This is a genomic window from Undibacterium sp. Ji83W, from assembly GCF_049340385.1.
Taxonomy (GTDB): Bacteria; Pseudomonadota; Gammaproteobacteria; order Burkholderiales; family Burkholderiaceae_D; genus Undibacterium.
This window is the reverse complement of sequence record NZ_JBMPOZ010000041.1, coordinates 1-26,515: the sequence shown is the minus strand read 5'-3', so window position 1 is coordinate 26,515 and position 26,515 is coordinate 1. Positions and strand designations below refer to the sequence as shown.

Sequence of the window (26,515 nt, the reverse complement as noted above, 5' to 3'; positions counted from 1 at the left end):
TTGTTCGAATGTAGGTCTATGCCGCAAAATAACATACCGTCCTCCCCGTTAAAGTTTCGTTCGCACCTTAACTTTACTCCTTTGGCTAACGCCAGCGGAGGGAGGCGGCTAGATGATTATCAGGTCTAACATTCCAACACAAATTGTGCATAGGCCGAACGTGCCTGCTTGCGGTTGATTCCAAACTGCCCCAGTAACCAGTCGATATCCAAAAATCTGGGTCAGGTCTTACATTACGACATTTCTATACAAAGGAAATGTATGAAGGCCCCACCCTTCTTTTGCCGATTTATTAGCGAGCCATACGCCAAATCAACCAGAAACCAAATGCAGACGCACTGCCGATTGGTGTTGTTGGCAACAAATCGCTTAAGTGAGGTGTACTCGGCAATCGTATAAAAATCCCCGCTAAAGCGCCAATCACTGTGCCAGATCCAATGATAGACCACCAGTTAACCAGCTTGAAATGATCAAGCAATAAAAACGCTGGAACTCCTAACAGGATAGCGGTATAAAATGTAAAGAAATAAAAAATTGGGACGAGACCATATGCAATAAAATCTTGCCCACCAAAATTTGGCGACCTCAATGCAATAATGATTGCCGCAATTAAAGGTGCGAAAATAAACCCGAGAGTTGTGGCAGTGTCTTTAGTCACAAGTAGATACCAGGTAATGATTGCGCTAATTGAATCTCGCCTGCGGGCTTTTATTTACAGACTGAAATCTGATTAATTTGCAGGTGGATTACCCACCTTCGCTTGTCCTGACAACTCAGTCACACAACCAGCATTGAAATTATCCATATCATAGCTGCCATAGCTCAGTGCTTGCTTTGGTTTTTCGAATGTACCTAGAACAAAAACGTATGACGTGAAATCCTTTCTACATTCTTTACTCACCATACCAACCTTAACAGAAACATCAACGATAGTGTCTTCTCCGACAGGGAGCAATCTGATTCTCCAAAGCTGGACATTTTCGCTAACAGAATTTCTTTCCCCTACTGAAACAGCAACCAATATCTGCCGTCTAAAATCAATTTTTGATAAAACCTGTTCGTAATCAGAGCTACTCAATGCAGACTTTACCCATGAGTTATCAAGTTGAGACCTACTTTCAAAGTGGTACGCCTGGGGTTTAGTTGGTCCGTTAGTTCCCGTAAAAATGTGTGCAGATTCAACCGCATTTGAGCAGCCAGCCATGGACATCAGGGCAGCAAAAAACATCCCTGGCAATGAGCGATATGCGCCGAAAAAATTAATTACCACTTTCAAGCTTTGCATGGAAACTTACTTTATGTGCGCACAATACCAAATGCCGTTGATCAAATTTTGATGCCCTTGATGGCGACGCCTGCCAGGCTTGCTAAAGCAGATCATCTTTACCATGCAGCGATGCAAGTGAAATGGTACTTACCAAATCAAGGCGCATCCCGCGCAGGCATGGTCTCAAACACTGCCTGATATCGCGGATCTTCTGCGCCCTTGGCTTTCCAGTAATCATAATATTCCGGATAAGGGATGGGGTGCAGGCGTTGCAGGGTGAGCATGGTGCGGGCGGCTTTTTTGGGTTGGCCGTTGAGTGCGTACATCTCGGCTTGCTGGCTGAGGATGTGGACGAAGCCGAAGCGGGGGCTCCAGGTTTCTATGTAGTTGATTTCTTCGGCTGACATGCCTTCATGCGGTTTGATGCGGGTCAGTTTGAAGTATTCAAAGAATTGCGGGAACAGGGTAAACCGGGGTTTTTGCAAGAATTCTTGTTGTGTCTGGAAGCTAGCCTGCGCATTGCGCAAGACCTTGAAACCGCCAACAACGCGTTGATAATCCAGCGTGATTGCCATCATCAGCACGCAAGCCACGACAAACCCGGTGAGTACGATACCTGGCTTGACGGCTGTGCCAGCGCGAGACCAGCGCAGTTGGTGCACCATGCCCATGAGGACGCCAACAGGTAGCAGGACAAAGGCATACCACAGTGGAAATTCGACCATGCTGTGCACGCCAACAGCAACCAGGCACAGGCTGCAAAATTGTAATGGCATGCTTTTGGGGGCCTTGTTTTTAGAGGAACTTATACAGGTCTGGTAAAACCACCAGCACAGGCCACCCATGATCAGTATTGTTGCTGGCCAGCCCAGTTCAGCGGCAAAGTTAAGCAGCAAGTTGTGTGCATGTTCGGCATAGGTGCTGGAGGCAAAATCTGCGCCTACGCTGACCTGGCCGGGGCCGTAGCCAAACCAGCCGACACCCAGCCAGGGGTGTTGTGCTGCCAGTTGCCAGGCAGTTTGCCACAGGCCGGTGCGTTCTGAACGCCCGCCCACATGGTCTGCCACAGAGCCTGCAGAAAACCCCATGGCCTGGCTGATTTGTGGCAGGCAAAAGGTCAGCGCTGCATACAAAATGACCAGGGCCAGCATGACGAGTGCGCCCTTGCGCCTGTTTGTATCCAGTTGCAGGACGGTATAGACAAAAAACAGCGGCACCAGTATCCAGCCTATGCGCGATTGCGTCAGCACTGCACCCCACAAGATAAGGGCTGCAATGGCAGCGGAGCTGAAGGCAGAAAATGTGTGTGTGCGATAAAAATACCAAAGCCCTGCCAGCGCGAAGAAGTACAGCAGGGCCAGTTGATTTGGTTGCGCCACGTTGGCAAAAGGGCGCATGGCAACGTTGGGGTCTTTGGCGATGTACATGACAAATGGCGTCGCATCCAGCCCCATGATCTGGATGTGCTGAAACACCAGCGACAGCGACGCTGCCAGCAGGCTGGCCAGCGCAATTGCTCTCGTTGCCATGTCAAGTGTTGACTTGTCCAGCGCCAGGCTGCTGCCAAACACGATGGCAACAGCAAACAGCAGCAAGTACATGATGGGAAAAGCGACGAAGCTGGCCGGTACTATCATGCCCAGCACGACCTGCAGCAAGATCAGCAGCACGATACCGATTGGCAATGCCAGCAAAGCCGGAAAGCGCAGACGCACTGCGGCGGCCTTGACGGGGGCGGTCGACTCTGCGCCCAGCGTCATTGCGGGCACCGGGCGAATAACAAAATACGCCATCGCACCAACCAGACCAAGGCAAATGATCAGTTCATGATAAAAAGTTCTGTAGGGATGGATATGATATGGATGTGCGTAGCTGAAAAAAATTGCTACCGCAAAAATGATCAATGCCAGCTTGCCTTCCTTTGCGGATGCCATTAGGGATACATTTCAAGAATTGGCCCGGTCAGACTCTGTGAGCCAAACCAGGCCGGGTGAGAATTACAGCTTGAGAGCAATCGGCATGATGCCTTTATAGGCGGCCGTTTTTGCGTCGATCACGGCAGGGAAAGTCGAGACGCGTATCTTGATGGGCTGGTATTTGCAGGTTTTTTCATCGCAGTCGTTTGATTTCAACCATGCCTGTATTTCAGCCTTCTTGTCGGCATTGTTTTTTTCCAATATGTCGAAATCTTCAGCGTTTTTAAGAATTTCGTCTTTCATGTCTGCATACGGAATGTGCAAATGTGGCATATGGCCTTTACCACCACCAACTGACTCCATTGCCTGCGCGGCGCTGATATCAACAGGGTCTGTAGGGTCCTTGACACCGACCAGCTTGGGCCCCCATAAAGGCAGAGTGGTTTTTGCCTTATTCAGGTTACCGTCGGTAATTTCAGATGACTGTATTACCTGGAAATATTTTCCCAAAGCGGCGATATAAGCGGGACGAGCTTCGAGCAGGGTACTGACGCCGTACAAGAATGCCGACATCTGCACAATGGCAATGACAGCCAGATCAAGCACCAACCCTTTCTTGCCTGCTTTGAATACAACCAGTGTCAATGCTGGCCCCAGCACTACGTCGATACCAACAATCAGGAAGAAAATTTCATAACCGCCAATGGCTCTCAGCATAGGCGTCGGGTACCACATAAACCAGCACATCATGAGCAGGCAAAGACCAACCATGCAGCTCAAAATAAAATGCGTGCCGCTGGCACGATAGCGAGAAATAGAAGTTTTCATAGTAGTTGACATGAATCGAAAGAAAAACCCAGGGACCGGCTTCGGTTCTGTCACATCAGGGCGTCTTAGCCTAATATGGCGCAGCGATTCCATCGACCTGACATTACCGACCGGGGCATCGGTCACAATCAAAGAAAAGCATACATATTCTAATGAGCTTTGCCCGCCAAATCAAGACTGGCAACACTTTGTAGCACGTGAACGCCATGCATCCCTGGATACAACTGCAGGGGCAGGATAAATATTTGCATTAAAATCAACATTACGGCACACTCTGATGCGTGATTCAGATTGTGGTTTCCCCTCTGTGCACTGCCTTTTTAAATCCCATCTCAAGTCCTTGCCATGAATGAACAAGATCAAACAAATACATCCCGGCTAAACAAACTGTTGTGGCTGATATTCTTGCTACCTGCCTGCGCTGTGGCAGCCTATGTTGCCTATCAGCTGGGCAATAAGAACATGGCAAGCATGGCTTACCTGGCTGGGCAACTCTTTATCTATGCGGCTGTTGGTGCAGCTGCATTTTATGGCTTGTTCTTGCGCAAGCGCAGTGGGGCTTACTACATCACTGTCCTGCTGTTTTTTTATATTGCCATGTTCGCGGCAGGCAAGATCAGCATGGATAAACAGAAGCTGCAAGCCGCTGTCGCGATGCAATCTGCCAAGGAGGAAATGCAGCGCCTGGCCACGGCCATACAAAAAAACAATGACAGCAAAGACGGTAACGTGCTGTCCCAGATTGTGGAAACCGGCCCGGCCACCACTCCCAAAGCAAGTGGCCAGTTTGGGGAAATGGAACGTTTCATGAAAGACTTCATGAATAGTGCTGCCGCCTACAAGAATGATTATTTGCGCGAGCTCAATGCAGCAGACTGGGACCGCATCATGGATTACAAGCGCATTGCGCATGATAAGGATATGCTTGAAAGCAAAGTCATCCTCGATAAGGCCAAAGCCATCATCAGCAAATTCGAGGCCAGTACAGACAGCTTGTATGACACAGGCAGGGCAAAAATCCGTTCCCTGTCGCTGGATGAAGGCACAAAACAAAGCATGCTGGATGGCTTTAACCGGGGCGCACAAAATTCAAAAGCCCAGATCATGCAAAACTGGCAGCTTGAAAAGAAAGCCGTGCAGGAAATTGAAAGCATGCTCATGGTATTGGCAGACAAAAAGAAATGGACTATGGAGGGGGAACAATTGATGTTCCGCGACCAGGCCACGCTGACAAAATTCAATCTTCATCAACAGAAGCTGCAAGACATCCTCAAGGAGCAGGAAGAAACGCAGCAACGCCACCTCAAGAAAAGCAGTACTGAAATGGATAAGTTGAACAATAATTTCCAAAAATGAGAATCTGAAAATACATGAAAGTTTATCTTGACGATGAAAGAGTAACGCCTGAAGGCTGGACACGTACCTACTGGCCGGAAGACACGATCGCTTTACTGCAAACTGGTGCTGTAACTCACTTGAGTCTTGATCATGACCTAGGCGATGATCAACACGGCACCGGCTACGACGTGGTGTTATGGATAGAAGAAGCCGTCATGACCAAGGGTTTTATACCGCCACAGGAGATGCGCGTGCATTCTGCCAATTCTTCTGCCCGGCAGAAAATGGAAGCAGGCATACAGAGCATCTTGCGGCATCTGCAAAAGATCTAGTTGGTAGCAAGCAGCTTCACGGGCAAGACAAAACTCACTTTGGTCCCTAGCATTTTGAGTTGCAATTTCCAGATGATCTTGAATTCCGAGCGTCCTAACGGGCCACTGCGTGGCAGCTCTGCGGGTAGGCTGAGTGTGAAATCTACCCTGCCTGCGCCATGGGCGATGCGCCTGCGCTTGAGTTCTTTCGACCACAAGGTACTCGTGGAGTTTTCCTCTGCACTGTTAGTTACATGGATGCAAGCGACTTCCAATGTTAATGGATAGTCTGCCGCTGGCTGGCGCATGCCCTGCCCCAGTCCCCCGGTGAAGGTCAGGGCCGCAGGCACATCCCTGCAGCCCGGATGCAAGGGCACTGGCAACTGCAACACCAGCCTGCCCAAGCGCTTGCGCAGGTAAATGCGCCAGCAAGCATGCGCCACTAGCATGATACTGGCGACGGGAGAAAATATCAGCAGATACTCCCCAGAGACACAAGCGCTGCCACATTGCCTTGATGCTCCCCAGGAAAAACCTGCAGTCATCAGCAGGCAGACGATGGACGCCACCAGGAGATTAGTGTGCGTGGCATCTTCGGCATGTATATACCGGCGTGTTATCTTTGGCCTGGCAGTTGCTGTAAGTTCACTCATGAGCACCCCAGCGCAGTGGCTGCCTGTGCCTGTTTGAAATACCTTGCATAGCCGCAGGCATCTTCGCCATACAAGTCTTTCTTGGCGCGGTCTGCGCCTGCCAGTTGCAGGAAGCTGATTACGGCAAGCTGATTGTATTGGACAGCAATCATCAGGGGTGTAGAACCACGCCCGCCATCGAAAGTCTGGTCGATGGCGACCCCGCGTTCATGCAGGTAGCGCAGGCTTTTCAGTGCACCCTTGTAGGCGGCGTAGTGCATGGGCGTCCACAGTTTATTGCTTGGGCGGCGCAGATCAGCACCGGCATCGGCCAGTGCTTGCACGATCTCGACACCATCATTGTTGATCGCAGCGAACAGGGCGCTGCGTTCGCCATTGCCGTTTGCATCCAGCGGTGTCATCAGATCGACTTGCGCTCCTTTTTCCAGCAGGTAGCGCACTTTGGCGATGTCGTTATTGTCGGCAGCTTGCATCAGCAGGCTGCTTCCTTCAGTATCTCTGGCGTTGACATCGGCACCGGCATCCAGCCTGGCTTTTAGTTGCGCCAGTGTTTCGGTTGGTACTTCAGGGTGATCATTATTTGAATTACGCCTGCGACTGCCGCTATCACCCGCACTGCTGAAAATGGCGACTGCGGTAATTGCGATCAGGATAAAGAAAATGCCATAGGCCCAGAACCAGCTACGGGTTTGCTTGCGACTGTCGCCTGGTGGTCTGGGCAGACCAAATAGGGTAACAGGCTCGCGGGGGTATAGCTGCTCAAGCACCTCGCTGGCATTGACTGGCCCGCCCACACCCTGCCGCACTGGCAAGGTGAAGATCAGTTCGGCATCCAGCACCTTGATGTTGAGCTTCCAGATAACTTCTACGTCTTTGTGATCCTGCGTGCCGCTGGCGGGCATGTCAGCGGGCAGGCTGATCTTGAAGTCCATGCTTTGCGCACCATGCACGACTTGTTTTGTGCCCAGATCTTGTGACCACAGCGTCTTTGTCGTGCTGTCTTCACCACGACTGTCTACATGCTCGCACAACACTTCCAGCTTCACCGGATAATGCGTTGCCGCTGTGCGCATGCGCTGCCCCAGAGCCGGATCAAAGCGCAGGCGCAGCGGTAAATCTTCAACACCGGTGTAAGGCTGTTGCGCCACGCTCAGGCAAGGGTTACCAATGCGCCTGCGCACATATCCCATGTGTATTGCTGCCCAGAACAAGCCCACCCCTGCTAGCGGGAACATGGTGATAAAGGCGATCAACATGCCACCTGCATTTTTTTGCATATACACCGTGGCGGCCACCGGCATGCAGATCAGGTTCCAGATCACGGCAAACACGGTCAGGGCGGCGGCACCACTGCGTTCTGCCTGCAGTTCCAGCTTGCCTGAAGAACCATATGGTGCATGTTGCCCATTTCCTTTGAATTCACCGCCAGTTTCTTCTTCATCGGGCTTGAACCATATCGCCCACAGCGCCCATAAGGCACCCAGGCTGACAGCCGGGAACAAGGTAGCAAAAGGGATGAGGAAAATCAGGCGATTGATGTGCAATTGCCTGTCATACGCGGCAAAGGCAGGGTCTTGCGGATCTATCCAGAGGGTGACGCTTTGATCATTGCTACGGGCTTGCAGCAGGTTGGCGTGGGTCCTGTGATTGTAGCCATTGTAACCATCGCTGTTATCACCGCCGACACTGATGCGTTTGCTGCGGTAAGTCTTGCCGCCATACTGGTAGACAAATTCAGTATCGACTGAGTAGCTGGGGCCATCTTCAGAGCGATGTTCGCGCAGCTCCAGCTTATCGATTTTGGCCTGCACCGCCACCAGGTCACCGGCACGCCACCAGCCCTGCAGTTGCCGGGCCATGGGCAAAACCCCACCGTACCAGCCACCTATACCAAAACCTACGACAAACACCAGGGCAAACAAACTGGCACCTAATTTACTACTTATTCTTTTTGTTTTTATCATGGCTGCAATGTAGCAAACCGCTTTGCGCACTGCAATATCAGCGATGAAACTATGATGGGTAGATGCAACAGCCCTCATGGATCACGGGACATGTCATCCAGATGTCATACTTGACTGATTTAATAGGAAGCTTGTGATAAAAAATGGGGCGAATAATTACCCCGCATATTTTGTCCCAAATTTTTTTCGCAACCTGTACGCAATTCAAGGCTTGCGCCGCTATCTGATCGAGACCGTGCCTGATCAATACTGAGCAATTCGACATAAATTTTTCATTTCACTTCTTCGACACAATCTACCTTTCTGCCGTCTTCTTCACGCAAAAATCCCAGCCGGTCAAGAAGACCGTTTTCCAAAGTAAGACAGACATCCTGCACAGCTTCCTGGATAATAATGTCCTCGACTTCATAAGAACTTGGTCGCCAATAATCGATCAATGACTGAAGCGAGGAGTCTAAAGATGTGCAATTAAGGCACCACCACTTATCCCTATTGATCACCGAAGGGTAGCGGTAAAAACCGTCGGCAAAACGTTCAAACTCCCCGCCTTTAGGATGAAAGTTGCTGGTGGGCTCAAATTTTTCTGAAATGTGGATATTGATTGTGAACTCGCCCACTTGCCATGACTTATTCGAAGGCTGAAAATTGATCAAAATATGCTTCTCGAGTTTGTGATGAAGCCCCAGATAAAAGCTGCTGCTCTTAGGTATGGCAGGACAAAATGGCTTGTCCAGTTTTTTGATAAAGGGATATTTCCCCCTGGCGACCATCCAAAAGGCGGCGATAAATTTTGCGTAAATTTTCTTTTCAGCCATTGCTTAAAGTTTTCATCAGGTCATCAAATTTGAATATTTGCTGGAATCACGAGGCAAGACCCAAGCTGCCCGGTCAGCGGGGAAGACAATTTTTCTTTAAGAATGGCATGCCATGTTCCATTAAATTTTTAAATTGCATGGATATCACTTCTTCTACATTATCCTTGTTTACCTCTATCCATGAATCCAGTTCAAGAGATATTATTTTTGGCAGGCGGGCCGTTGCCTCCTGGGCATCAGAGCAATGTGCAAATTCAGAGGCAAAGGATAATGACGGCCTGCGGACAAGTTGAGGAAAACGCTGCAATCTCGACCATCCCATTTCAATGGTAAATTGGTCTCTGCCATTGAACTCTGGAGTAAAAATCACATAGAGATTGACTCCTGCTACCGTAGAGCTGTCCTCCCAAACCGTTTCAGTATCAAAGAAGTAATCACTACGTCCGCGAAATAGGGAAAATGCCTGTAATTCTTTTTGCATACATGCTGCGAACTGGTCTGATATTCTTTTCTTTAATTTCTTGTCCATGGCTTTTCAATTGCACCTGAGAGCAAAATGACATGCTCTGCTACCAGGCTTGGTGCAAACGTAATGTCAAACGCAACCGCAATACTAAAGCAAAAACCGGGCAGCGCAAATAAAGCGCCCCCGGTTTATGTCAGCACGTCTGCATCACCCCGCCCACACCGTATACACTATCCCGCCCTGTATCTGCCCTATGACTTGCGCCTGGTTTTCTGCGCTTTCACAAAAGCTGGCGAGTGCGGCAGCAGGCGTAACCAGGCCCTGGTTAATCTGGCTGGACCAGTAATCAAAACCCGCCTGATCTGGTGCGCGGTGCAGGACGTTTTGATAGAAGTTGGTGATCAGGGTCGTGGTGCTGGGATTGGCGCCATACAGTTGCTGGAATTCTGCTGACTGCACAAAGGCTGCCGCGACAGCATTGAGGCTGGCGCCCTTATCCATGGCTTGGATCCAGTATCCCAGGCCTGCCTGATCAGGCTTGTGGCCAAATGCGGCCTGGTACAGACGATAAGCCTGGCCAGCTACACCGTTGAGATCAAAGGCCAGCGTCACGTCGGTGAATTGCAAGCGCTCTACCAGGCCGACTGAATCGCTGCCATCAGTTCCAACATTATCTTTGAGGATGAAATACGCAGGCGTGCCAGACACCGTGTAGTTGGCCATTTTGCCGGACAAGACCAGGGTATCTAGCCCGCTGTCGCCAAAGATGCTGTCATTGCCAGGGCTGGCAATGATGCGGTCATTCCCCGCACCTGCCGAGATATTGTCGTTGAGATTGCTACCGGTCAACACATCATTACCATCTGTGCCGTTGATGGTCAGCCCTACCTGGGCGGGGTTGGATGCAGTCCAGAATGAATACGCACTGGAGGCACTGGAACCCGCATAGTTATTGCCAGCCAGGTCCTTGATACTGCCAGAGGGCAGGCTGACGGTGTAGTTGGTGTCAAATGCCAGCGCCGCGCCGGGATGTATGCTCAGGGTATTGCCTGCAATGCTGATGCCAGGGCCAGCAGCATCAATGCTGGCGGCAATATTGCCTGCACCATCCTTGAGAACGATCTTGCCAGTGCCCGCCTGTATCGCCTCGCTGAATGTGAACACCAGGTCACCATTGACCTGCACTACATTGCCTGTGGCTGCCGGGGTAAATGAGAGCACGGTGGGTGGCGCAGTGTCTGCCGTGGCCAGCACGCTGATGGTGGTGTTGACCCCCATGGCCTTGAGTTGCGCTGCTTCATAGGTTGTGCTATTGCCCGCATTGTCTATCACCTGCACGCGCAGCACATGATAGTCGCCGGGTTTGTTGTTGCTGGCGATGGTATAGGTCTGGCTGGATAATCCGTCTGACCAGCTATCATCCTGCCCATCAATCACAAAGGCACTCAGGGTGCCGCCATGGATCTTGACATCATAGGCAATGAAATTATCGAGCTCTATCATGACGCTGGCAACCCCCGAACCGACGTCGGTCGCACCGGCCCTGATGAATAACGGCGCATTGCCATTCGCCAGGTTGATGCTGGCCGGGATGATCAGAGAATTGAGGACGGGCGGCGTGGTATCGACTGCTGCCTGGATGATATTCAGACCGGATGCATGACGTACACCGAGAGAATTAAGATTATCTACATTAGCCATTTTGCTGACCTTCATTAAAGGCTTCAATTAAAGGGCGGATTCAAGTTCGACGTGCAAACGCATCTTGAAATCAGTGACCTGCCTGCGCACGTCGGCTTCATGTCTGCTGCCAGCATCACTATTGCATTTAAGTTACGTTTAAATTGTAGCTAATTTGTACCTGAGTTGTACCTGAGTTGTACCTGAGTTGTACCTGAGTTGTACCTGAGTTGTACCTGAGTTGTACCTCAGTTGCAAATAAGCTGTACCAGGTTGCGCCTAAGAAAAACTGACTCATGCAAAAATTGTGAGAACGAAAAAATGATGTCCTGTGCTCGTGTTTCATGCCCCTGTCGAAATAGGCTATGGGCTTATAGTCCGCGGCAGCACATTGTCTTGTAATGAAAGTCTGCGTTTTGCTATGAAAACCATTTATTTCCATTGGCAGTCACCGCTTTAAGATTCATTAAAGTCAGAATTTATAATTTGGAGCGTTAATTGAGGAGTTTCTTAGATTTTCTCTGAACGATCCACCCTCAAGTTGTACCGCGTGAGAACTGTGAATCGGGCGATCAAGAATGGCGTCAGCAATATTCTTGTTATTCAGGGCCATATACCCGGCATGAATGGGGGCTTGACCATTGAGTAGCTGTTGCGAGATTAAGATGGCCCGGTGCCGCCAAGGCCAGGTTAATTTCGCAACAGTCCTTAAAATTGTTTTACCATACGAGTAGCAAATCCAAGATAGCGTACCAATACTTCTTCACAGCTGTTGATGTGTACTCGAGCTATCTCGTTGCTACCGCATCGGATTGACTGGGTTGCCAACCGCCACCCAGTGCCTTGAATGCCGCGACCGCAGCACGTGCTGATTCGGTACGTGCTTGCGCTTGCATATCGGTGGCGCGTAGCAGGTTTTCGTCTGCTTGCAGTACTTCGATAAGGCTGACGACGCCTTTTTGGTATGCTGCAAACGAAGCTCCCCTTGCCTGACTGAGCGAGCCCACACCCTGAGTGAGGATGTCAGCCTGATCTTCACGTCTGACGAGGGCCGAGAACGCATTCTCTACATCTTCGGTCGCACGCAGCATGGCAAGGCGATAAGCGGCTAGCGCTTCGGCTTCCTGCCCCTTGGCCAGATCAATCTGTGCGTTGATGCGACCAAAGTCGAACAGACGCCAGCGAAGACCCAGCACACCTGCTGCCTGGCCCGCACCATTGGTAAACAGGTTGGTGCCAGACACCGATGTCGCGCTGCCGATCAGTCCGCTAAAGGAAAGTTTGGGATAGTACTCGGCAATCGCCATGCCGATACGGGCGCTAGACGCAGCCAGGCGGCGTTCTGCCACGATCAGATCGGGCCGGCGTCTGAGCAAATCACCTGGGGCACCAGTGGATGCGATCTGCGGTGCAGCTGGAATAAAGCCCGTATTCGCCAGCTCAAGCCGGTAGGTGCCAGCCGGTTTTCCTAACATGACATCCAGCGCATTCAGGGCGGTATCCAACCCTGTTTCAAGGATAGGCACCGATGCCCGCAACTGGGCCAGCGCGCCCTCGGCTTGTCGCACTTGAAGTTCTGCCACCAGTCCCTTGCCAAACAGCAGATTGATCCTGGCGAGCAGGTCTTGTTGTGTTTGTACTTGTTTGCGAGCGATGTCCAGGCGGGCTTGTAATCCGCGGATATTTATATAGATGTCGGCGGTTTGTGCTGCCACCACCAGTCGTGTTGCCGTGGCACCCGCTTCAGAAGCCTGATATTCAGCAAGTGCAGCTTCCCGACTGCGACGCACACCGCCGAATACATCCAGTTCCCAGCCTGCGCCGAGGTTGGCCTCATAGGCGTTGCCGTGGCGATCGAAATTAGGTTTTGAATTCAAGACTTGCCCCAGGGGCGTTTCAACCGACTGGTAGGCGCGTGCACCCTGGGCATTGAAGGTGCCGGAAGGCAGCAGCGCGGCATTCGCGGCACCAAGCCCTGCTCGCGCCTGAGCGACACGAGCAGACGCCTGGGCAAGATCCAGATTTTGCGCCAGCGCCAGTGTTACAAAGCGGGTCAGTTGCGGATCACCAAAGCTTTCCCACCAGGCGACGAAGTCCGCGGTGGCTTTTGCATGCCGTTGCTCAATTGCGGTCTGACCTAAGTAACGGTCTGGCATAGCGTGGGCAGGTTGACGGTAATCCGGTCCGACAGCACAGCCTGCTGCAAGACTGGTGGCGACGAGCATCAAGAGAGAGCGTTTGATCGACATGGGCATCTTCCGTGAAGTGAAAAGGGGGCGAAGTATTTAGTGACTATATCATGAAATGGTCACATGTTGTGTAAATTAAATTTAAGAGGTAAGCTGTCGGGTATGAGCAAAACAACCACCACAATCACCACAACCACCACAACCGCCCCCACGGCGACCACGCATCCGGCCACGGCCCGGGGGCCGGTCGATCACGAAGTGCGGGATCAGATCATCGTTGCCGCTACCGGGCACTTTCGCCTGTATGGTTACGAAAAGACTACTGTCTCCGACCTTGCCAAGGCCATCGGTTTTTCCAAAGCCTATATATATAAGTTCTTCGAGTCCAAACAGGCCATTGGCGAACTGATTTGCGCAAATTGCCTGCGTGAGATTGAAGCGGATGTCAGGGCAGCTGTTGATGGGGTCAAGCATCCGCCAGAGAAATTCCGGCGCATGTTCAAGGCTATTGTCGAGTCCAGCCTTCGCCTGTTTTTTGAAGACCGCAAGCTGTATGACATTGCAGCCTCAGCTGCTACCGAACATTGGGAGGCAGTACGTACCTATGAGGAGCGCATCAAGCTCATGCTGGAAGATATTCTGCGTCAGGGGCGCGAGACCGAGGAGTTTGAGCGCAAGACCCCGCTCGATGAGGCGGCGGCGGCAATTTACCTGGTGATTCGTCCTTATCTCAATCCACTCATCTTGCAGCATAGTCTGGATTCCACTGATGAGGCCCCGGCTCAACTATCCAGTCTGGTGTTGCGCAGCCTTTCACCATAAATACGAAAAACATTATGTGACTGTTGACAATATTGGTCACTAGTCCCAAAATAGGAATCCTGTTCAGTTCTATATGGGATTCCTATGTTCCGTCGCCTCGTTTTTTCTTCTTTTATATCTGTATTGCCGTTTGCGCTGGTTGCTTGTACTGAAAAACCGCAAGCCGACCCTCGTACCGAAGCGCCGTTGGTACGTGTGGCTACTGTTCAAAGCGCGGCCGCTGCATCACGTACTTTCACGGGAACCGTAGCCGCCCGGGTACAAAGCGATCTTGGTTTCCGGGTCTCTGGCAAAGTGTTGGAGCGCCTTGTGGATACTGGCCAAACTGTCAAGCGTGGGCAGGTGCTCATGCGCATCGACCCAGCCGACCTGAAGCTCGCAGCGCATGCCCAGCAAGAAGCGGTCGCTGCCGCCAGGGCGCGAGCGCAACAAACAGCCGAGGATGAGGCCCGTTACCGTGACCTGCGTGGAACCGGTGCGATTTCGACATCAGCCTATGACCAGATCAAGGCTGCGGCAGATGCTGCCAAAGCCCAGCTCAACGCAGCCGAAGCCCAGGCAGAAGTTGCGCGTAACGCCAGCCACTATGCAGAGTTGGTGGCAGATGCTGATGGCGTCATCATGGAAACGCTGGTTGAACCTGGCCAGGTTGTCAACGCTGGTCAGGTCGTGGTGCGTGTTGCTCGTGCCGGACATCGCGAAGCCGTTATCCAGTTGCCGGAAACCTTGCGCCCTGCCGTCGGTTCAGTTGGCCAGGCCGCGCTCTTTGGTAAAGAGGGCCTTATTGTTCCGGCCAAACTAAGACAACTCTCAGATACGGCAGACCGGCTAACCCGCACCTTTGAAGCGCGGTATGTGCTCGATGGTGAGCTATCCAATGCCCCATTGGGCGCTACTGTCACCATTCAGATTGCGGGCGGGCTTGCCGTTGCGCAGGACAGCCTACGGGTACCTATTGCTTCCCTGTTTGATGCAGGCAAGGGGCCAGGAGTCTGGGTGCTCGAAGGTGAGCCGGCAAAGGTTGCCTGGCGTGCCGTCAAGGTCCAGCGTCTGGATGACAATGGGGGGTATATCACCGGACAACTCAAACAAGGTGACCGGATAGTCGCACTCGGCACGCATTTGCTGCGCGAAGGTCAGCAAGTGCGGATGACCACACAGGCCGCTGCCACAACGCCGGGAGTGACGCCATGAGCGAAGCTCGTTTCAACCTGTCGGCGCTCGCCGTGCGTGAACGACCCATTACACTGTTCCTGATTTTCTTGATATCGGTTGCTGGAATTCTTGCTTTCTTCAAACTCGGGCGTGCGGAAGACCCGCCGTTTACGATCAAGCAGATGACCGTTGTCACCGCATGGCCGGGAGCAACGGCCAGGGAGATGCAGGATCAGGTCGCTGAGCCACTGGAAAAGCGCATGCAAGAGTTGCGGTGGTATGACCGCACGGAAACCTATACACGTCCCGGTCTGGCGTTCACCATGGTTTTCCTGGCCGACAAGACGCCACCTTCGGAGGTTCGGGAAGAGTTCTATCAAGCCCGTAAGAAGCTTGGGGACGAGGCCAAAAAGCTGCCTGCCGGCGTCATCGGGCCGATTATCAACGACGAGTATGCCGACGTCACGTTTGCGCTCCTTGCCCTGAAAGCGAAGGGCGAACAGCAACGCTTGCTGGTGCGCGATGCGGAAGTGCTGCGCCAGCAACTGCTGCACGTCGCGGGCGTGAAAAAGGTCAACATCATAGGCGAGCAACCTGAACGCATTTTCGTCTCTTTCTCCCACGACCGCCTGGCCACGCTAGGCGTCACGCCGCAGGATATCTTCGCCGCGCTCAACAGCCAAAACGTATTGACCCCCGCCGGTTCCATCGAGACCAAGGGACCACAGGTTTTCCTTCGTGTCGATGGCGCGTTCGATAATCTGGAGAAGATCCGACAGACTCCGGTTGCCGCGCATGGGCGGACGCTGAAGTTGTCGGATGTGGCGACCGTCGAACGCGGCTATGAAGACCCGACTACCTTCCAGGTCCGCAACAACGGTGAACCGGCACTGCTGCTGGGCATCGTGATGCGCGACGACTGGAATGGGCTCGATCTCGGTAAGGCGCTTGAGGCGGAAATCACCAGGATCAACGCCAGCCTCCCGCTGGGAATGTCCCTGACCAAGGTGACCGATCAGGCTGTCAACATCAGCTCGGCAGTGGACGAGTTCATGGTGAAGTTTTTCGTTGCCTTGCTCGTCGTGCTGGTGGTCTGCTTCGTCAGCATGGGGTGGCGCGTTGGCATCGTGGTCGCAGCGGCTGTACCGCTGACGTTAGCTGCCGTGTTCGTCATCATGGCGGCCACGGGCAAAAACTTCGACCGCATCACCCTTGGCTCACTGATTTTGGCGCTGGGCCTGTTGGTGGACGATGCCATCATCGCCATCGAAATGATGGTGGTGAAGATGGAGGAAGGGTATAGCCGCGTTGCGGCGTCTGCCTACGCCTGGAGCCACACAGCGGCCCCCATGCTTTCTGGCACGCTGGTTACCGCCATCGGCTTCATGCCCAATGGCTTCGCGCGTTCTACGGCAGGCGAATACACCAGCAATATGTTCTGGATCGTCGGCATCGCCTTGATCGCGTCCTGGGTGGTGGCAGTCGTATTTACACCCTATCTGGGTGTGAAGATGCTGCCAGACATCAAGAAGGTTGAAGGTGGGCACGAAGCCATCTACAACACCCGCCACTACAACCGATTCCGGCAAGTGCTGGGACGTGTCATCGCCCGTAAATGGCTGGTGGCAGGAGCGGTCATCGGGACGTTTGTGTTGGCCATCGCTGGCATGGGGCTGGTCAATAAGCAGTTCTTCCCGACCTCTGACCGGCCAGAAGTGCTGGTTGAAGTGCAGATGCCGTATGGTACCTCCATTGAGCAAACCAGTGCCGCAACGGCAAAGGTCGAAGCCTGGCTGGCGAAGCAGAAGGAAGCCAGGATCGTGACATCCTACATCGGCCAGGGCGCTCCACGCTTCTTCCTGGCGATGTCACCTGAATTGCCCGATCCGTCGTTTGCCAAGATCGTGGTACTCACGGGTGACGACAAGGAACGCGAAGTCCTCAAGTTCAGATTGCGCCAGGCGGCGGCTGACGGGTTGGCGCCCGAGGCGCGGGTGCGCGTTACCCAAATTGTATTCGGCCCTCCTTCGCCATTCCCCGTGGCCTACCGCGTCATGGGGCCGGACCCTGACAAGCTACGCACGATCTCCGCGCAAGTCGAGAGCGTCATGCACGCCAGTCCGATGCTTCGCACCGTCAACACGGATTGGGGCCCGCGTGTACCTGCCTTGCACTTCACGCTCGACCAGGACCGGCTTCAGGGTGTTGGTCTTACCTCTGCTTCAGTTGCCTTGCAGTTGCAGTTCCTGCTGAACGGGGCACCGCTTACGGAGGTACGCGAGGATATCCGCTCAGTGCAGGTGGTTGGCCGTGCGGCCGGCAATATCCGCCTCGACCCCACGAAGATCGCAGGCTTTACGCTGGTCGGCTCGGCAGGGCAACGTATCCCGCTGTCTCAGGTAGGTGCCGTCAACGTGCTTATGGAAGATCCCATTCTGCGGCGTCGTGACCGTACACCGACCATCACGGTTCGCGGCGACATCGCCGAAGGTCTGCAACCGCCGGATGTTTCCAGCGCCATCATGAAGCAGTTGCAGCCGATTATCGACGGGCTTCCATCGGGCTACCGAATTGAACAGGCTGGTTCAATAGAAGAATCCGGCAAGGCTTCTACGGCGATGCTACCGCTGTTTCCGATCATGATTGCGCTCACGCTGCTCGTCATCATCTTGCAGGTCCGCTCGATCTCGGGGATGGTCATGGTGTTCCTGACCAGTCCACTGGGACTGATCGGCGTGGTGCCGACGCTGCTTCTGTTCCAGCAGCCATTTGGCATCAATGCGCTGGTTGGCCTGATTGCGCTGTCAGGCATCCTCATGCGCAATACGCTGATATTGATCGGGCAGATTCGTGAAAACGAAGAGGCCGGGCTGGATCCATTCCGCGCAGTTGTCGAAGCCACCGTGCAGCGTGCCCGACCTGTGGTTCTGACGGCATTGGCGGCCATTTTCGCCTTCATTCCGCTTACTCATTCCGTGTTTTGGGGGACGCTTGCCTACACGCTGATTGGCGGTACCTTCGCAGGAACGATTCTTACCCTGGTGTTCTTGCCGGCGATGTATTCCATCTGGTTCAAGATCAGGCCAAGCCCATCGCAAAGCTGATTTTTTGCCCATCCTCATTCATTTATACAAAAGGAAATGCTATGTCGAATTCTAAAGTTGTCGTTGTTACCGGTGTTTCATCAGGCATTGGGCGCGCCACTGCTGAAAAATTTGCCAGGCTTGGTTGCCGGGTATTCGGTACCGTGCGCAACCCGGCAAAAGCGCAAACAATACCAGGCGTTGCACTCATTGAGATGGATATCCGGGACGAAACGTCGATTGAGCGCGGAATCCAGACCATCATAGATCAGGCCAAGCGCATCGACGTGCTGGTCAACAGTGCTGGTGTGACTTTGCTTGGCGCGACGGAAGAAACCTCGCTTGCCGAAGCGCAGGCCTTGTTTGATACCAACCTCTTCGGCCTTTTGCGCACGATCAAGGCTGTGCTGCCGCACATGCGCGAGCAACGTTCTGGCCGCATCGTCAACGTTAGCTCAGTTCTGGGCTTTTTGCCTGCGCCATATATGGCGCTTTATTCGGCATCCAAGCATGCAGTTGAAGGATTGTCCGAATCCCTGGATCACGAGGTACGTCAATTTGGCATTCGCGTGGCACTTGTCGAACCATCCTTTACAAAAACCAACCTGGATCTCAACGCGCCCCAGACCGTCTCAAGAATCCCTGATTACAGCAATGAACTTGGCATCGTTTCCCAGGCCATACAAAACAACGTCCAAAAAGCACCTGCGCCCGATGGAGTTGCCGCCACGATTGTCGACGCCGCCATTGGTGCATGGAAGATGCGCCATACACCCAAAGGTGAAGCGTCTCTTCTGGCCAAGCTGCACCGCTTCATGCCCGCTGGCCCAGTTGAGAAAGGTCTACGGAAAAGTTTCGGGCTTACTGCGAAATCTTGCTGAGAAACTGTGTCGAGAAACTGTGCTGCATGAATTACCTAAACTATTAACAACGACTGAGACTATATCTTGAACCCAAAAATCCTTACCCTGACCATCGCCACCGCCTTGGGTGCTGTGACCCTATCCTCCCATGCATCCGGCTACCGTTTCGGCTCTCAGAGTGTGTCTGCCCAGAGCACCGCTGAAGCCAACAGTGCCGAAGCGGCTGACGCCTCCACCATCTTCACCAATCCGGCTGGCCTGACCTACCTGGATGGCACCCAGATCGCAGTGGGCGTGACCGCCGTCGTACCGCATTCGACCTTCTCCGACACCGGCTCCAGGCGATTCACCGGCACCACTTCTGGCGGCCTGACTACCCAGGATAGCTACACGCCGGGCATGGTGGCGGCGCCATCCTTGTATGTCAGCAAGAAGATCAACGACCAGTGGGCTGCTGGCTTTGGTCTGTTCGTGCCTTATGGTACCAAGCTGGACTACGACAACAACTGGTCTGGCCGTTACGCGCTGACCAATGTGAAGCTGGAATCGTTCAATCTCAATCCGTCTGTTGGCTTCAAGCTGAATGAACAGCATTCCTTCGGCTTCGGGCTTAACGCACAGTTCATGAAAGCCAATCTGGGGCAGGGGGTGGATGTGCCTGGTTCGATCGCCGCCCTGGCTGGCACGCCAGCGGCAACGGCATTGCTACGTGCCATTGTTGCGTCTGGCGGCAACCCGGCAGCCCTCGCAAGCGTCAAGGATGGTCACGGTTCTATGAATGGCGAAGACTGGGGATATGGCTGGAATCTGGGCTATCTGTTCCAGTTGGACCCGAACACGCGCCTGGGCTTGTCTTACCGTTCTGCAATCTCGCACAAGCTCAAGGGCAGTGCTGTGTGGGACTTTAACGTCACCACTGATCCGCTAGTCAACAAGATCATTGCCGCCAATTCGGCCAAAAACAACTCCGCTGTGCTGTTGGACATCCACACTCCAGAGAGCTTCTCCATCAGCGGTTTCAGGCAGATCAATACTGAGTGGGCCGTGATGGGAGATGCCACCTGGACACGCACCTCGCGTTTGAAGGACCTGAACATCCAGTTTCCCGGAACCGTGCAAGGCGACGAGGTGATCCTCCAGAACTGGAAAAATACCTGGCGCTTCTCGGCAGGAGCGAGCTACAAGCTCGATGAAAAGTTCACCTTGCGTGGCGGACTAGCATACGACCAGTCGCCAGTTGCTGGTACAAACCTGCGCCACCCGGCTCTGCCTGATGCTGACCGCTTGCAACTGTCGGCTGGAACGAACTGGAAGCTAAACAACAACTCCTCCGTCGATTTGGAGTATTCCTATTTGCACTTTCAGGATGCGGACGGCAGCTACAAGAATTCTTGTTCGCCTTTAATCAGTGGATGTACCGGCAATGGGGAGTTAACCAAGGGTACCTGGAAAACCCACCTGAATATGATCAGCGTGGCTTACAACTACAAGTTCTGAGTCAACCGAGGGTGCCTGATTTCAGCCTGCTTGATGAGGACTTGCGTGGGCAGTCCCGGCGCGTAAGTTCTTGAAATCATTGCTGATACTTATATGGCATTTTGCCATCTTGACTAATACCGCAACAGTAAAAGTACGCGATATTGAATTTGATAGATTGCCCGGCGACACTACCAGAACTTACGCAAAATTGTCAAAACAAGGTAAATCGACGAAAGCAGATCACCTCAAAAGGACTTACACAAAGTTGTCCCAGCGAGGCGGAGCGACGAAGACAGGCCTTTAGTACGACCAGGAGCTGCAACGCAGTTGGGACGGCTTTGCGTAAGTCTTATTCAATAATCACCCCAGCCATTCGGTATAGACCACACCGTTTTGTATCTGCCCTATTACCTGTGCCTGGTTTTCTGCGCTTTCGCAAAAACTGGCCAGTGCGCCTGCGGGTGAAATCATGCCCTTGTTGAGCTGGTTGGACCAGTAATCAAAACCGGCCTGATCCGGCGCACGGTGCAAGACATTCTGGTAAAAATTAGTGATCAGCGTCGTCGTGCTGGGGAAGCTGCCATACAGTTTCTGGAATTCTGCCGACTGGAAAAATCCTGCCGCAACCTGCGTCAGGCTGACACCATGATCCATCCTGTCTATCCAGTATCCCAGCCCGGCCATGTCAGGCTTGCGGCCAAAGGCTGCCTGGTAAAGGCGGTAAGCCTGGCCAGCCGCACCGTTGATATCAAAGGCCAGTGCAGAGTCAGTAAAGATCAAACGCTCTACCTGTGACACTGAATCTGTACCATCCTTGCCTACCGTGTCCTTAATGGTAAAACTGGTGGTCGTGCCGTTGATGGCATAGTCACCCAGCTTGCCCGCCAGGAGCAAGAAGTCCAGGCCACTGCCACCATCAATCACATCATTGCCTGCGCTGCTGACGATGGTGTCATTACCCGCACCGGCAGCAATATTGTCGTCACCCACTGTGCCCTGCAGATAATCATTGCCGCTGGTGCCATAGATATTCTTGCCAGGTACAGCCAGATTCAAACCCAGGATGTAGTCAGTAGCTGCATACGACAGATTGCTGATGCGCACAAAAAAATCGCCGTGAGAATAACCGCCTGTGTAATTGAAGACAATGCTGCCATCGGTAGTCAGGCTGGCGTAGCTGGTATCAAGGCCAGCCAGCGGGTTGCCTGCACTGTCAGTGATCTTGACTTCGATGCCGCTATAGGTTTCACGCCAATCATTGGTGGCGCTATAGTTATTGACGACGTCGGTAGACACCACCAAAGTATAAGTGCCGGGGCCATCCAGATTAAGCTGGTACCAGTCAGTCAAATCCGTTGCAGACAATTTACCAAACGAGACCTTGCCCAGATTGACCTGGAAATTGGCGCTAAGGGAACTGGAGTCGTAACCCTTGGTTCTCTCATCGTACACACCATCATCACCATAGACGTATGCCATATCTCACTCCCCTCACTTCATTACTCTCGAAAAAACGCATCAACAATGGAGAACAAGCCAGCGTTTGAATTACCGCACAGTAAAACTGCTCATCCATCCTCTTGCTGCATTAACGCAATAACAGGCTCACCGGATGACAGCATTGTCAAAAAGCTTTAAAAATGAGGGCGTTTTTATGAAGGTATCGCGTGGCTATACCTTGGGTACCGACAATTAATGATAGCCCGTCGTTTCACTGCAACATAGCTATGAAGCGACGAGATTTTCAAGGAAGAAAAACGCTGGCTCAGGACTCAAGCCCGTTGCTGGCTGAGTTGAGGCTGAGGCTGAGCCTGAGTTCCAGCTAACTTTCAGACTTACTTCAAAAAGCCTTTGACCTCAGCCTGAAACTGTTCAGGTTGATCCCACATGATGAAGTGGGCACTGGCCGGAATGCGTTTGAGCTGGATATCTTTCACGCTCGAATAGGCCATCTTGTAAAAACCATCCATCTGCTCTGGCGTCACCGGTGCACCGTTCGGCACGACATATAAAACCGAAGTTGGCACGACGATGTTTTTCAACTCAGGCATCAGATCAGTCGTGATCAATTCATGATAAGCGCGGGCAGAAACATCCGGGTCACTCTTGAGCGCATCGTCCAGCGCAACTGGGCGCATGGCGACGTTATTGACCATACTATTGATCGTCGCCCCTGTTCTTTGCGCACGGCCTTCAGGTGTGGCTGCCCGCAGTTTTGCCAGAATATCATCTGCCATGGGCTTGATACTTTGCGCAGTCGTACCTGGTGGGCCAAACATCGCCCCCAGGAAAGGGAACATATCCACCACCATCAACTTGCTGATGGACTGCGGGTGACGTGCCGCCACCATCATGCCTATGGAGCCACCCATGGAATGCCCAATCAGCACAGGCTTTTGCAAACCATGCGGCACAAGCTGGGCAATATAACGCGCGACTTCTTCCGCCACTGGTGCCGCAACTGCGCCCTCTGTATTGCCACCGGCAGGCTGACCAGCAAAGCCAGACACCTGCACCAGGTGATAACGATAGCCAGGCACCGCCTTGACCAGCTCGGTCCACACCCGTGGTGAAGAACCCAGGCCAGGCACCAGGATCACATCACTGCCCTCACCTTCTATCTTGACACTGATACGCTCAGAGCTGAAAGCAGCAGCCCAGGCAGCCACAGGGCTGAGTGCAGCACAACTGAGTGCCAGTACGGTTTTGAGCAGGTGACGACGTAGTATCATATAAAATCCTTTTATTAATATTCTGCTAGCATACTACAGTCTGATTCCATTTCATCAAACCATCCATGCCCGCAACTAATCTACAAGCTGCCATCGTCATCCAGCTCAATCTCTGGCTGGCAAGCACCAGTTCTGGCAACTGGCAAGAACTCGCCAGCACCCATGCCGCACATCTGCCCCACTTGCTGGCAGCACGTTTTGACTACGATGTGCGTCAGGGCGGCTTTGCCCAGTTTTTATACAATATGCGCGGTCATTTACTGGCGCAAATAGAAGACATGCTGATCACCGCCAATGCCCATATCGCCCATGATTTTTATGTGCAGGCGATTAGTCTGTGCCTGAAGAACAAAGCTGACTACCAGCATTTTTTGGCCAGCAACTACAGCGAAGCCAATCCCCTGAAAGACCAGCTGCATTTACTCAGCGTCGCCTACCTGAGCAAGAAAGTGGATTTCCAGACCGAGGCACATGCTTTTCTGGTGAGTGGCTTGCCTGCATAAACTCTGATAATGAAAGGCCCCTACCCTGCATACCCGGTAATAAAACAGGCATAAAAGTGCTTGAGCAAAGGCTGATCCTCGCACTTCATCATGCCACCAATTTTATCCAGCCGCGCCTGCTCTGGCGCATGCTCAGGGTCTGCTATATACAGGATACCGTGATGATCTGAAAACGGTACATGCAAGGCATACGGGAAATACACATACACTGGCTTGCCGTCGTCAGCGTAACAGTCATCTGTTTTCTTGCAATTTCCTGGCAAGTTACTACCGATTTTAGCGACTTCATGTTGATAATGGCTTTGAAAAACCCAGACATCAACATGCTCCGCCAAAGAAGTCGTCGGCACATAAAACCAGGCCGACCAGGATACTGTGAGCAGTGCAATCAATGCCCATGACCACCCGGCCTGCGCGCCGTCGAAAGAATACCGAAAAAACTTCAAGGCTCTGAAGCTGGCATACAGCCCCAGGCCAAACATCAGCATCAATACCAAAAGAAAAATAGCCAAATGCATTTGTACGTACAGGGCCGAGAAACCCAATACGGCAGCGGCGAAAATGAATGGGGATACAGGTAAAGGTTTTTTCTCAGTATGCATTGTCATCAATGGGTAATCCGCTTAGGAACGATATCAACAGACAATCAGCCCTGCCCCATCATCTTTGCAAACCTGATACGCAACTCGTCATAAGAAACGTCTTCCTTGCGAGTTGCCAGCAGCCAGACATGACCAAACGGGTCTATCAGGGTACCACGCCTGTCACCATCGAATTGATCGGCCACGGGCATGGCCACCGTCGCCCCCAGTTCTACTGCGCGGGCGAATATGGCATCAACATCGTCCATATACAAATGTATGGATACTGACGAACCACCCAGCGACTGCGGGCCACGATAGCCCATGTCCGGGAACTCATCAGCCAGCATCAACAAGGCATCGCCTATACTGATTTCTGCATGCATGATCTTGCCATTGCCGTCGTCCAGACGTACCAGTTCAGTGGCAGCAAATGCAGCAGCATAAAATTCAAGCGCAACTGCAGCGCCCTTGATGATGAGATAAGGCGTAGCGCCACGATAAGCAACAGGTATGGAAATATTTGACATGAGGATGTGCCCAATTGATGTGAGAGAAGACTGCACTCAACGACAAACAGCCCATCATGATTTGTCGTGAACTGCAGGCGTACAGTATGCAGATACTATTGCCGCCTCAGAAGCCAGACTATCAGCATCTTGGGTGTTTGTATTTTATCAATGATTTGCATGAACCGGTAAATTAACGGGAAAACTCGCTGCATGCGTAGCGAAATACATTTTTTAAAAATTTGATTAGCCATATCGCATGCACAGATTTTCCTGCACATTGTAGGCGGCCTGCGTGCGATTAACGCAGCGTAATCGTACGCATGCTGAGTCGGGCGGCAACAAAAATGCATGTGATTGTCAGACCTTTATCCACTAAAAAATACGTTTGATATGAATTTTCATGAGAAAATAAAATTGAAAATTTGGGGCTATAGCTGACATGCGTACTAGGTACTGCAATAAATCGTGATAGAAAAAGTATAGATTTGACAGAAACTGATATGAATAAACAACTAGAAAAAATATGGGAAGAAATAGAATCCTGGAACGATATCCATGCAAATACGGATTTGGGATCGTATCTCAATGATCCGGCATCAGATCATGAGATTGATGACCTGAATAAACAATTGGGTGGCAGGCTGCCTGTAGAATTTTTAGACAGTTTAAGGCGACATAACGGCACTACTGGTTGGACAACTGAATTCTGTAACGGGTACTTGTTTGGTACAAAATCAGTTTTAAGTACCTTACATCTTATCAGAGATATCGCCAAGGATTTGATCGACGCCAATATCCGCAATGGCGATGGGAACTATAGTCCTCTCATTACTTCAGGAAGCGTAAAAAGTGATTTGTGGTCAGAAGGCTGGATTCCATTTCATGCAACTGACTGGTCTAACACTTGTTTTGATTTCGATCCTGAAGTAGGCGGCGAAATGGGGCAGATCATTTGTGTTAATTGGGAAGGCAATTCTGTTTCAGTAGTCGCGAAAAATTATGTGGAATTTCTTGCTTTGTGCGCGAAGAATTTACCAGATAATCCAGACGAGGATTATTCTGACGAATAAGGTCGCGTAGGTACGATTAGCGCAGCGTAAACGTACGAATGATGCGCCACGCAATAACAAAAAGATGTGCAAGTCTGCTGGACTTCATTCATTGAAAAACGAAACGTCGGATATGAATTATCACGAGAAAATCAAACTCGAAAATCTGAGTCCGTAGTTGACATGCGTACGATTACGCTGCGCTTGTATGGTTATAAGTGACGATTTCTGGGAAACTAGAAAGCGTCGGGGTGGAGGGACAACGCTGCGCATCTGCAGTTTTCACTGACAGACTCGATTAGAACTCTC

23 protein-coding genes are annotated in these 26,515 nt (G+C 52.1%); 9 read left to right on the top strand and 14 right to left on the bottom strand.

What is annotated here, in order from left to right:
- Positions 1-292: 292 nt before the first annotated feature.
- From ACO0LD_RS31190 to ACO0LD_RS31175, 4 genes are all read right to left on the bottom strand, one after another.
- The gene (locus ACO0LD_RS31190; protein WP_423013350.1) at positions 293-658 is read right to left on the bottom strand and encodes a hypothetical protein; all 366 of its coding nucleotides are present in this window, start codon (positions 656-658) and stop codon (positions 293-295) included.
- A 72-nt stretch (positions 659-730) separates the two neighbouring features.
- Positions 731-1,285: a hypothetical protein gene (locus ACO0LD_RS31185; RefSeq protein ID WP_423013348.1), complete on the bottom strand. Its 555-nt coding sequence runs from the start codon at positions 1,283-1,285 to the stop codon at positions 731-733.
- 137 nt (positions 1,286-1,422) lie between these two features.
- Positions 1,423-3,201 carry a Wzy polymerase domain-containing protein gene (locus ACO0LD_RS31180; RefSeq protein WP_423013346.1) on the bottom strand — a complete coding sequence of 593 codons (1,779 nt, stop codon included), beginning with the start codon at positions 3,199-3,201 and terminating at the stop codon, positions 1,423-1,425.
- A 63-nt stretch (positions 3,202-3,264) separates the two neighbouring features.
- A complete protein-coding gene (locus ACO0LD_RS31175; protein WP_423013344.1) occupies positions 3,265-4,011 on the bottom strand; it encodes a hypothetical protein in 747 nt (248 codons plus the stop codon).
- A gap of 345 nt (positions 4,012-4,356) precedes the next feature.
- On the opposite strand from ACO0LD_RS31175, the gene ACO0LD_RS31170 reads away from it, so the two are divergent.
- Together ACO0LD_RS31170 and ACO0LD_RS31165 are read left to right on the top strand one after the other, a co-directional pair.
- Positions 4,357-5,367 (top strand): hypothetical protein, encoded by a 1,011-nt coding sequence (locus ACO0LD_RS31170; protein ID WP_423013342.1) that lies wholly within the window; start codon positions 4,357-4,359, stop codon positions 5,365-5,367.
- Positions 5,368-5,381: 14 nt separating this feature from the next.
- Positions 5,382-5,681: a cyclic-phosphate processing receiver domain-containing protein gene (locus tag ACO0LD_RS31165; protein ID WP_423013340.1), complete on the top strand. Its 300-nt coding sequence runs from the start codon at positions 5,382-5,384 to the stop codon at positions 5,679-5,681.
- Here the strand turns inward: ACO0LD_RS31165 and ACO0LD_RS31160 are convergent.
- From ACO0LD_RS31160 to ACO0LD_RS31135, 6 genes are all read right to left on the bottom strand, one after another.
- Positions 5,678-6,313 carry a hypothetical protein gene (locus ACO0LD_RS31160; RefSeq protein ID WP_423013338.1) on the bottom strand — a complete coding sequence of 212 codons (636 nt, stop codon included), beginning with the start codon at positions 6,311-6,313 and terminating at the stop codon, positions 5,678-5,680. The two genes, ACO0LD_RS31165 and ACO0LD_RS31160, sit on opposite strands and share 4 nt — an antisense overlap.
- Positions 6,310-8,277: an ankyrin repeat domain-containing protein gene (locus tag ACO0LD_RS31155; protein WP_423013336.1), complete on the bottom strand. Its 1,968-nt coding sequence runs from the start codon at positions 8,275-8,277 to the stop codon at positions 6,310-6,312. Before ACO0LD_RS31155 ends, ACO0LD_RS31160 begins: the two co-directional genes overlap by 4 nt.
- A 272-nt stretch (positions 8,278-8,549) precedes the next feature.
- Positions 8,550-9,092: a hypothetical protein gene (locus ACO0LD_RS31150; protein ID WP_423013333.1), complete on the bottom strand. Its 543-nt coding sequence runs from the start codon at positions 9,090-9,092 to the stop codon at positions 8,550-8,552.
- Positions 9,093-9,165: 73 nt separating this feature from the next.
- Positions 9,166-9,621 carry a hypothetical protein gene (locus ACO0LD_RS31145; RefSeq protein WP_423013331.1) on the bottom strand — a complete coding sequence of 152 codons (456 nt, stop codon included), beginning with the start codon at positions 9,619-9,621 and terminating at the stop codon, positions 9,166-9,168.
- Between the two features lie 144 nt (positions 9,622-9,765).
- A complete protein-coding gene (locus tag ACO0LD_RS31140) occupies positions 9,766-11,259 on the bottom strand; it encodes a DUF4214 domain-containing protein (RefSeq protein ID WP_423013329.1) in 1,494 nt (497 codons plus the stop codon).
- 767 nt (positions 11,260-12,026) lie between these two features.
- Positions 12,027-13,487, bottom strand: coding sequence for an efflux transporter outer membrane subunit (locus ACO0LD_RS31135; protein WP_423013327.1), 1,461 nt, complete (start codon positions 13,485-13,487; stop codon positions 12,027-12,029).
- Between the two features lie 102 nt (positions 13,488-13,589).
- Here ACO0LD_RS31135 and ACO0LD_RS31130 point away from each other — a divergent pair, with 102 nt between their 5' ends.
- The 5 genes from ACO0LD_RS31130 to ACO0LD_RS31110 all read left to right on the top strand — a co-directional run bounded on the left by ACO0LD_RS31130 (position 13,590) and on the right by ACO0LD_RS31110 (position 20,847).
- Positions 13,590-14,249, top strand: a complete 660-nt coding sequence (locus ACO0LD_RS31130; RefSeq protein ID WP_423013325.1) for a TetR/AcrR family transcriptional regulator — start codon at positions 13,590-13,592, stop codon at positions 14,247-14,249.
- Positions 14,250-14,333: 84 nt separating this feature from the next.
- Positions 14,334-15,443 carry an efflux RND transporter periplasmic adaptor subunit gene (locus ACO0LD_RS31125; RefSeq protein WP_423013323.1) on the top strand — a complete coding sequence of 370 codons (1,110 nt, stop codon included), beginning with the start codon at positions 14,334-14,336 and terminating at the stop codon, positions 15,441-15,443.
- Positions 15,440-18,508, top strand: coding sequence for an efflux RND transporter permease subunit (locus tag ACO0LD_RS31120; RefSeq protein WP_423013321.1), 3,069 nt, complete (start codon positions 15,440-15,442; stop codon positions 18,506-18,508). The genes ACO0LD_RS31125 and ACO0LD_RS31120 overlap by 4 nt, the downstream gene beginning before the upstream one ends.
- A 41-nt stretch (positions 18,509-18,549) precedes the next feature.
- Entirely contained in the window at positions 18,550-19,368 is an 819-nt protein-coding gene (locus tag ACO0LD_RS31115; protein WP_423013319.1) for an oxidoreductase, read from the top strand.
- Positions 19,369-19,434: 66 nt separating this feature from the next.
- Positions 19,435-20,847 carry an OmpP1/FadL family transporter gene (locus ACO0LD_RS31110; protein ID WP_423013317.1) on the top strand — a complete coding sequence of 471 codons (1,413 nt, stop codon included), beginning with the start codon at positions 19,435-19,437 and terminating at the stop codon, positions 20,845-20,847.
- Between the two features lie 342 nt (positions 20,848-21,189).
- On the opposite strand, the gene ACO0LD_RS31105 is transcribed toward ACO0LD_RS31110, so the two are convergent.
- Positions 21,190-22,308, bottom strand: a complete 1,119-nt coding sequence (locus ACO0LD_RS31105) for a DUF4214 domain-containing protein (protein ID WP_423013315.1) — start codon at positions 22,306-22,308, stop codon at positions 21,190-21,192.
- Between the two features lie 356 nt (positions 22,309-22,664).
- Entirely contained in the window at positions 22,665-23,561 is an 897-nt protein-coding gene (locus tag ACO0LD_RS31100) for an alpha/beta fold hydrolase (RefSeq protein WP_423013313.1), read from the bottom strand.
- 65 nt (positions 23,562-23,626) lie between these two features.
- On the opposite strand from ACO0LD_RS31100, the gene ACO0LD_RS31095 reads away from it, so the two are divergent.
- The gene (locus ACO0LD_RS31095; RefSeq protein ID WP_423013311.1) at positions 23,627-24,064 is read left to right on the top strand and encodes a DMP19 family protein; all 438 of its coding nucleotides are present in this window, start codon (positions 23,627-23,629) and stop codon (positions 24,062-24,064) included.
- 20 nt (positions 24,065-24,084) lie between these two features.
- On the opposite strand, the gene ACO0LD_RS31090 is transcribed toward ACO0LD_RS31095, so the two are convergent.
- Both ACO0LD_RS31090 and ACO0LD_RS31085 read right to left on the bottom strand, forming a co-directional pair.
- On the bottom strand, positions 24,085-24,672 hold the full coding sequence (locus ACO0LD_RS31090) for a hypothetical protein (protein WP_423013309.1): 588 nt from the start codon (positions 24,670-24,672) through the stop codon (positions 24,085-24,087).
- A gap of 38 nt (positions 24,673-24,710) precedes the next feature.
- Entirely contained in the window at positions 24,711-25,175 is a 465-nt protein-coding gene (locus tag ACO0LD_RS31085) for a VOC family protein (protein WP_423013307.1), read from the bottom strand.
- A 482-nt stretch (positions 25,176-25,657) separates the two neighbouring features.
- Here ACO0LD_RS31085 and ACO0LD_RS31080 point away from each other — a divergent pair, with 482 nt between their 5' ends.
- Positions 25,658-26,227, top strand: a complete 570-nt coding sequence (locus ACO0LD_RS31080) for an SMI1/KNR4 family protein (RefSeq protein ID WP_423013305.1) — start codon at positions 25,658-25,660, stop codon at positions 26,225-26,227.
- Positions 26,228-26,515 lie beyond the last annotated feature (288 nt).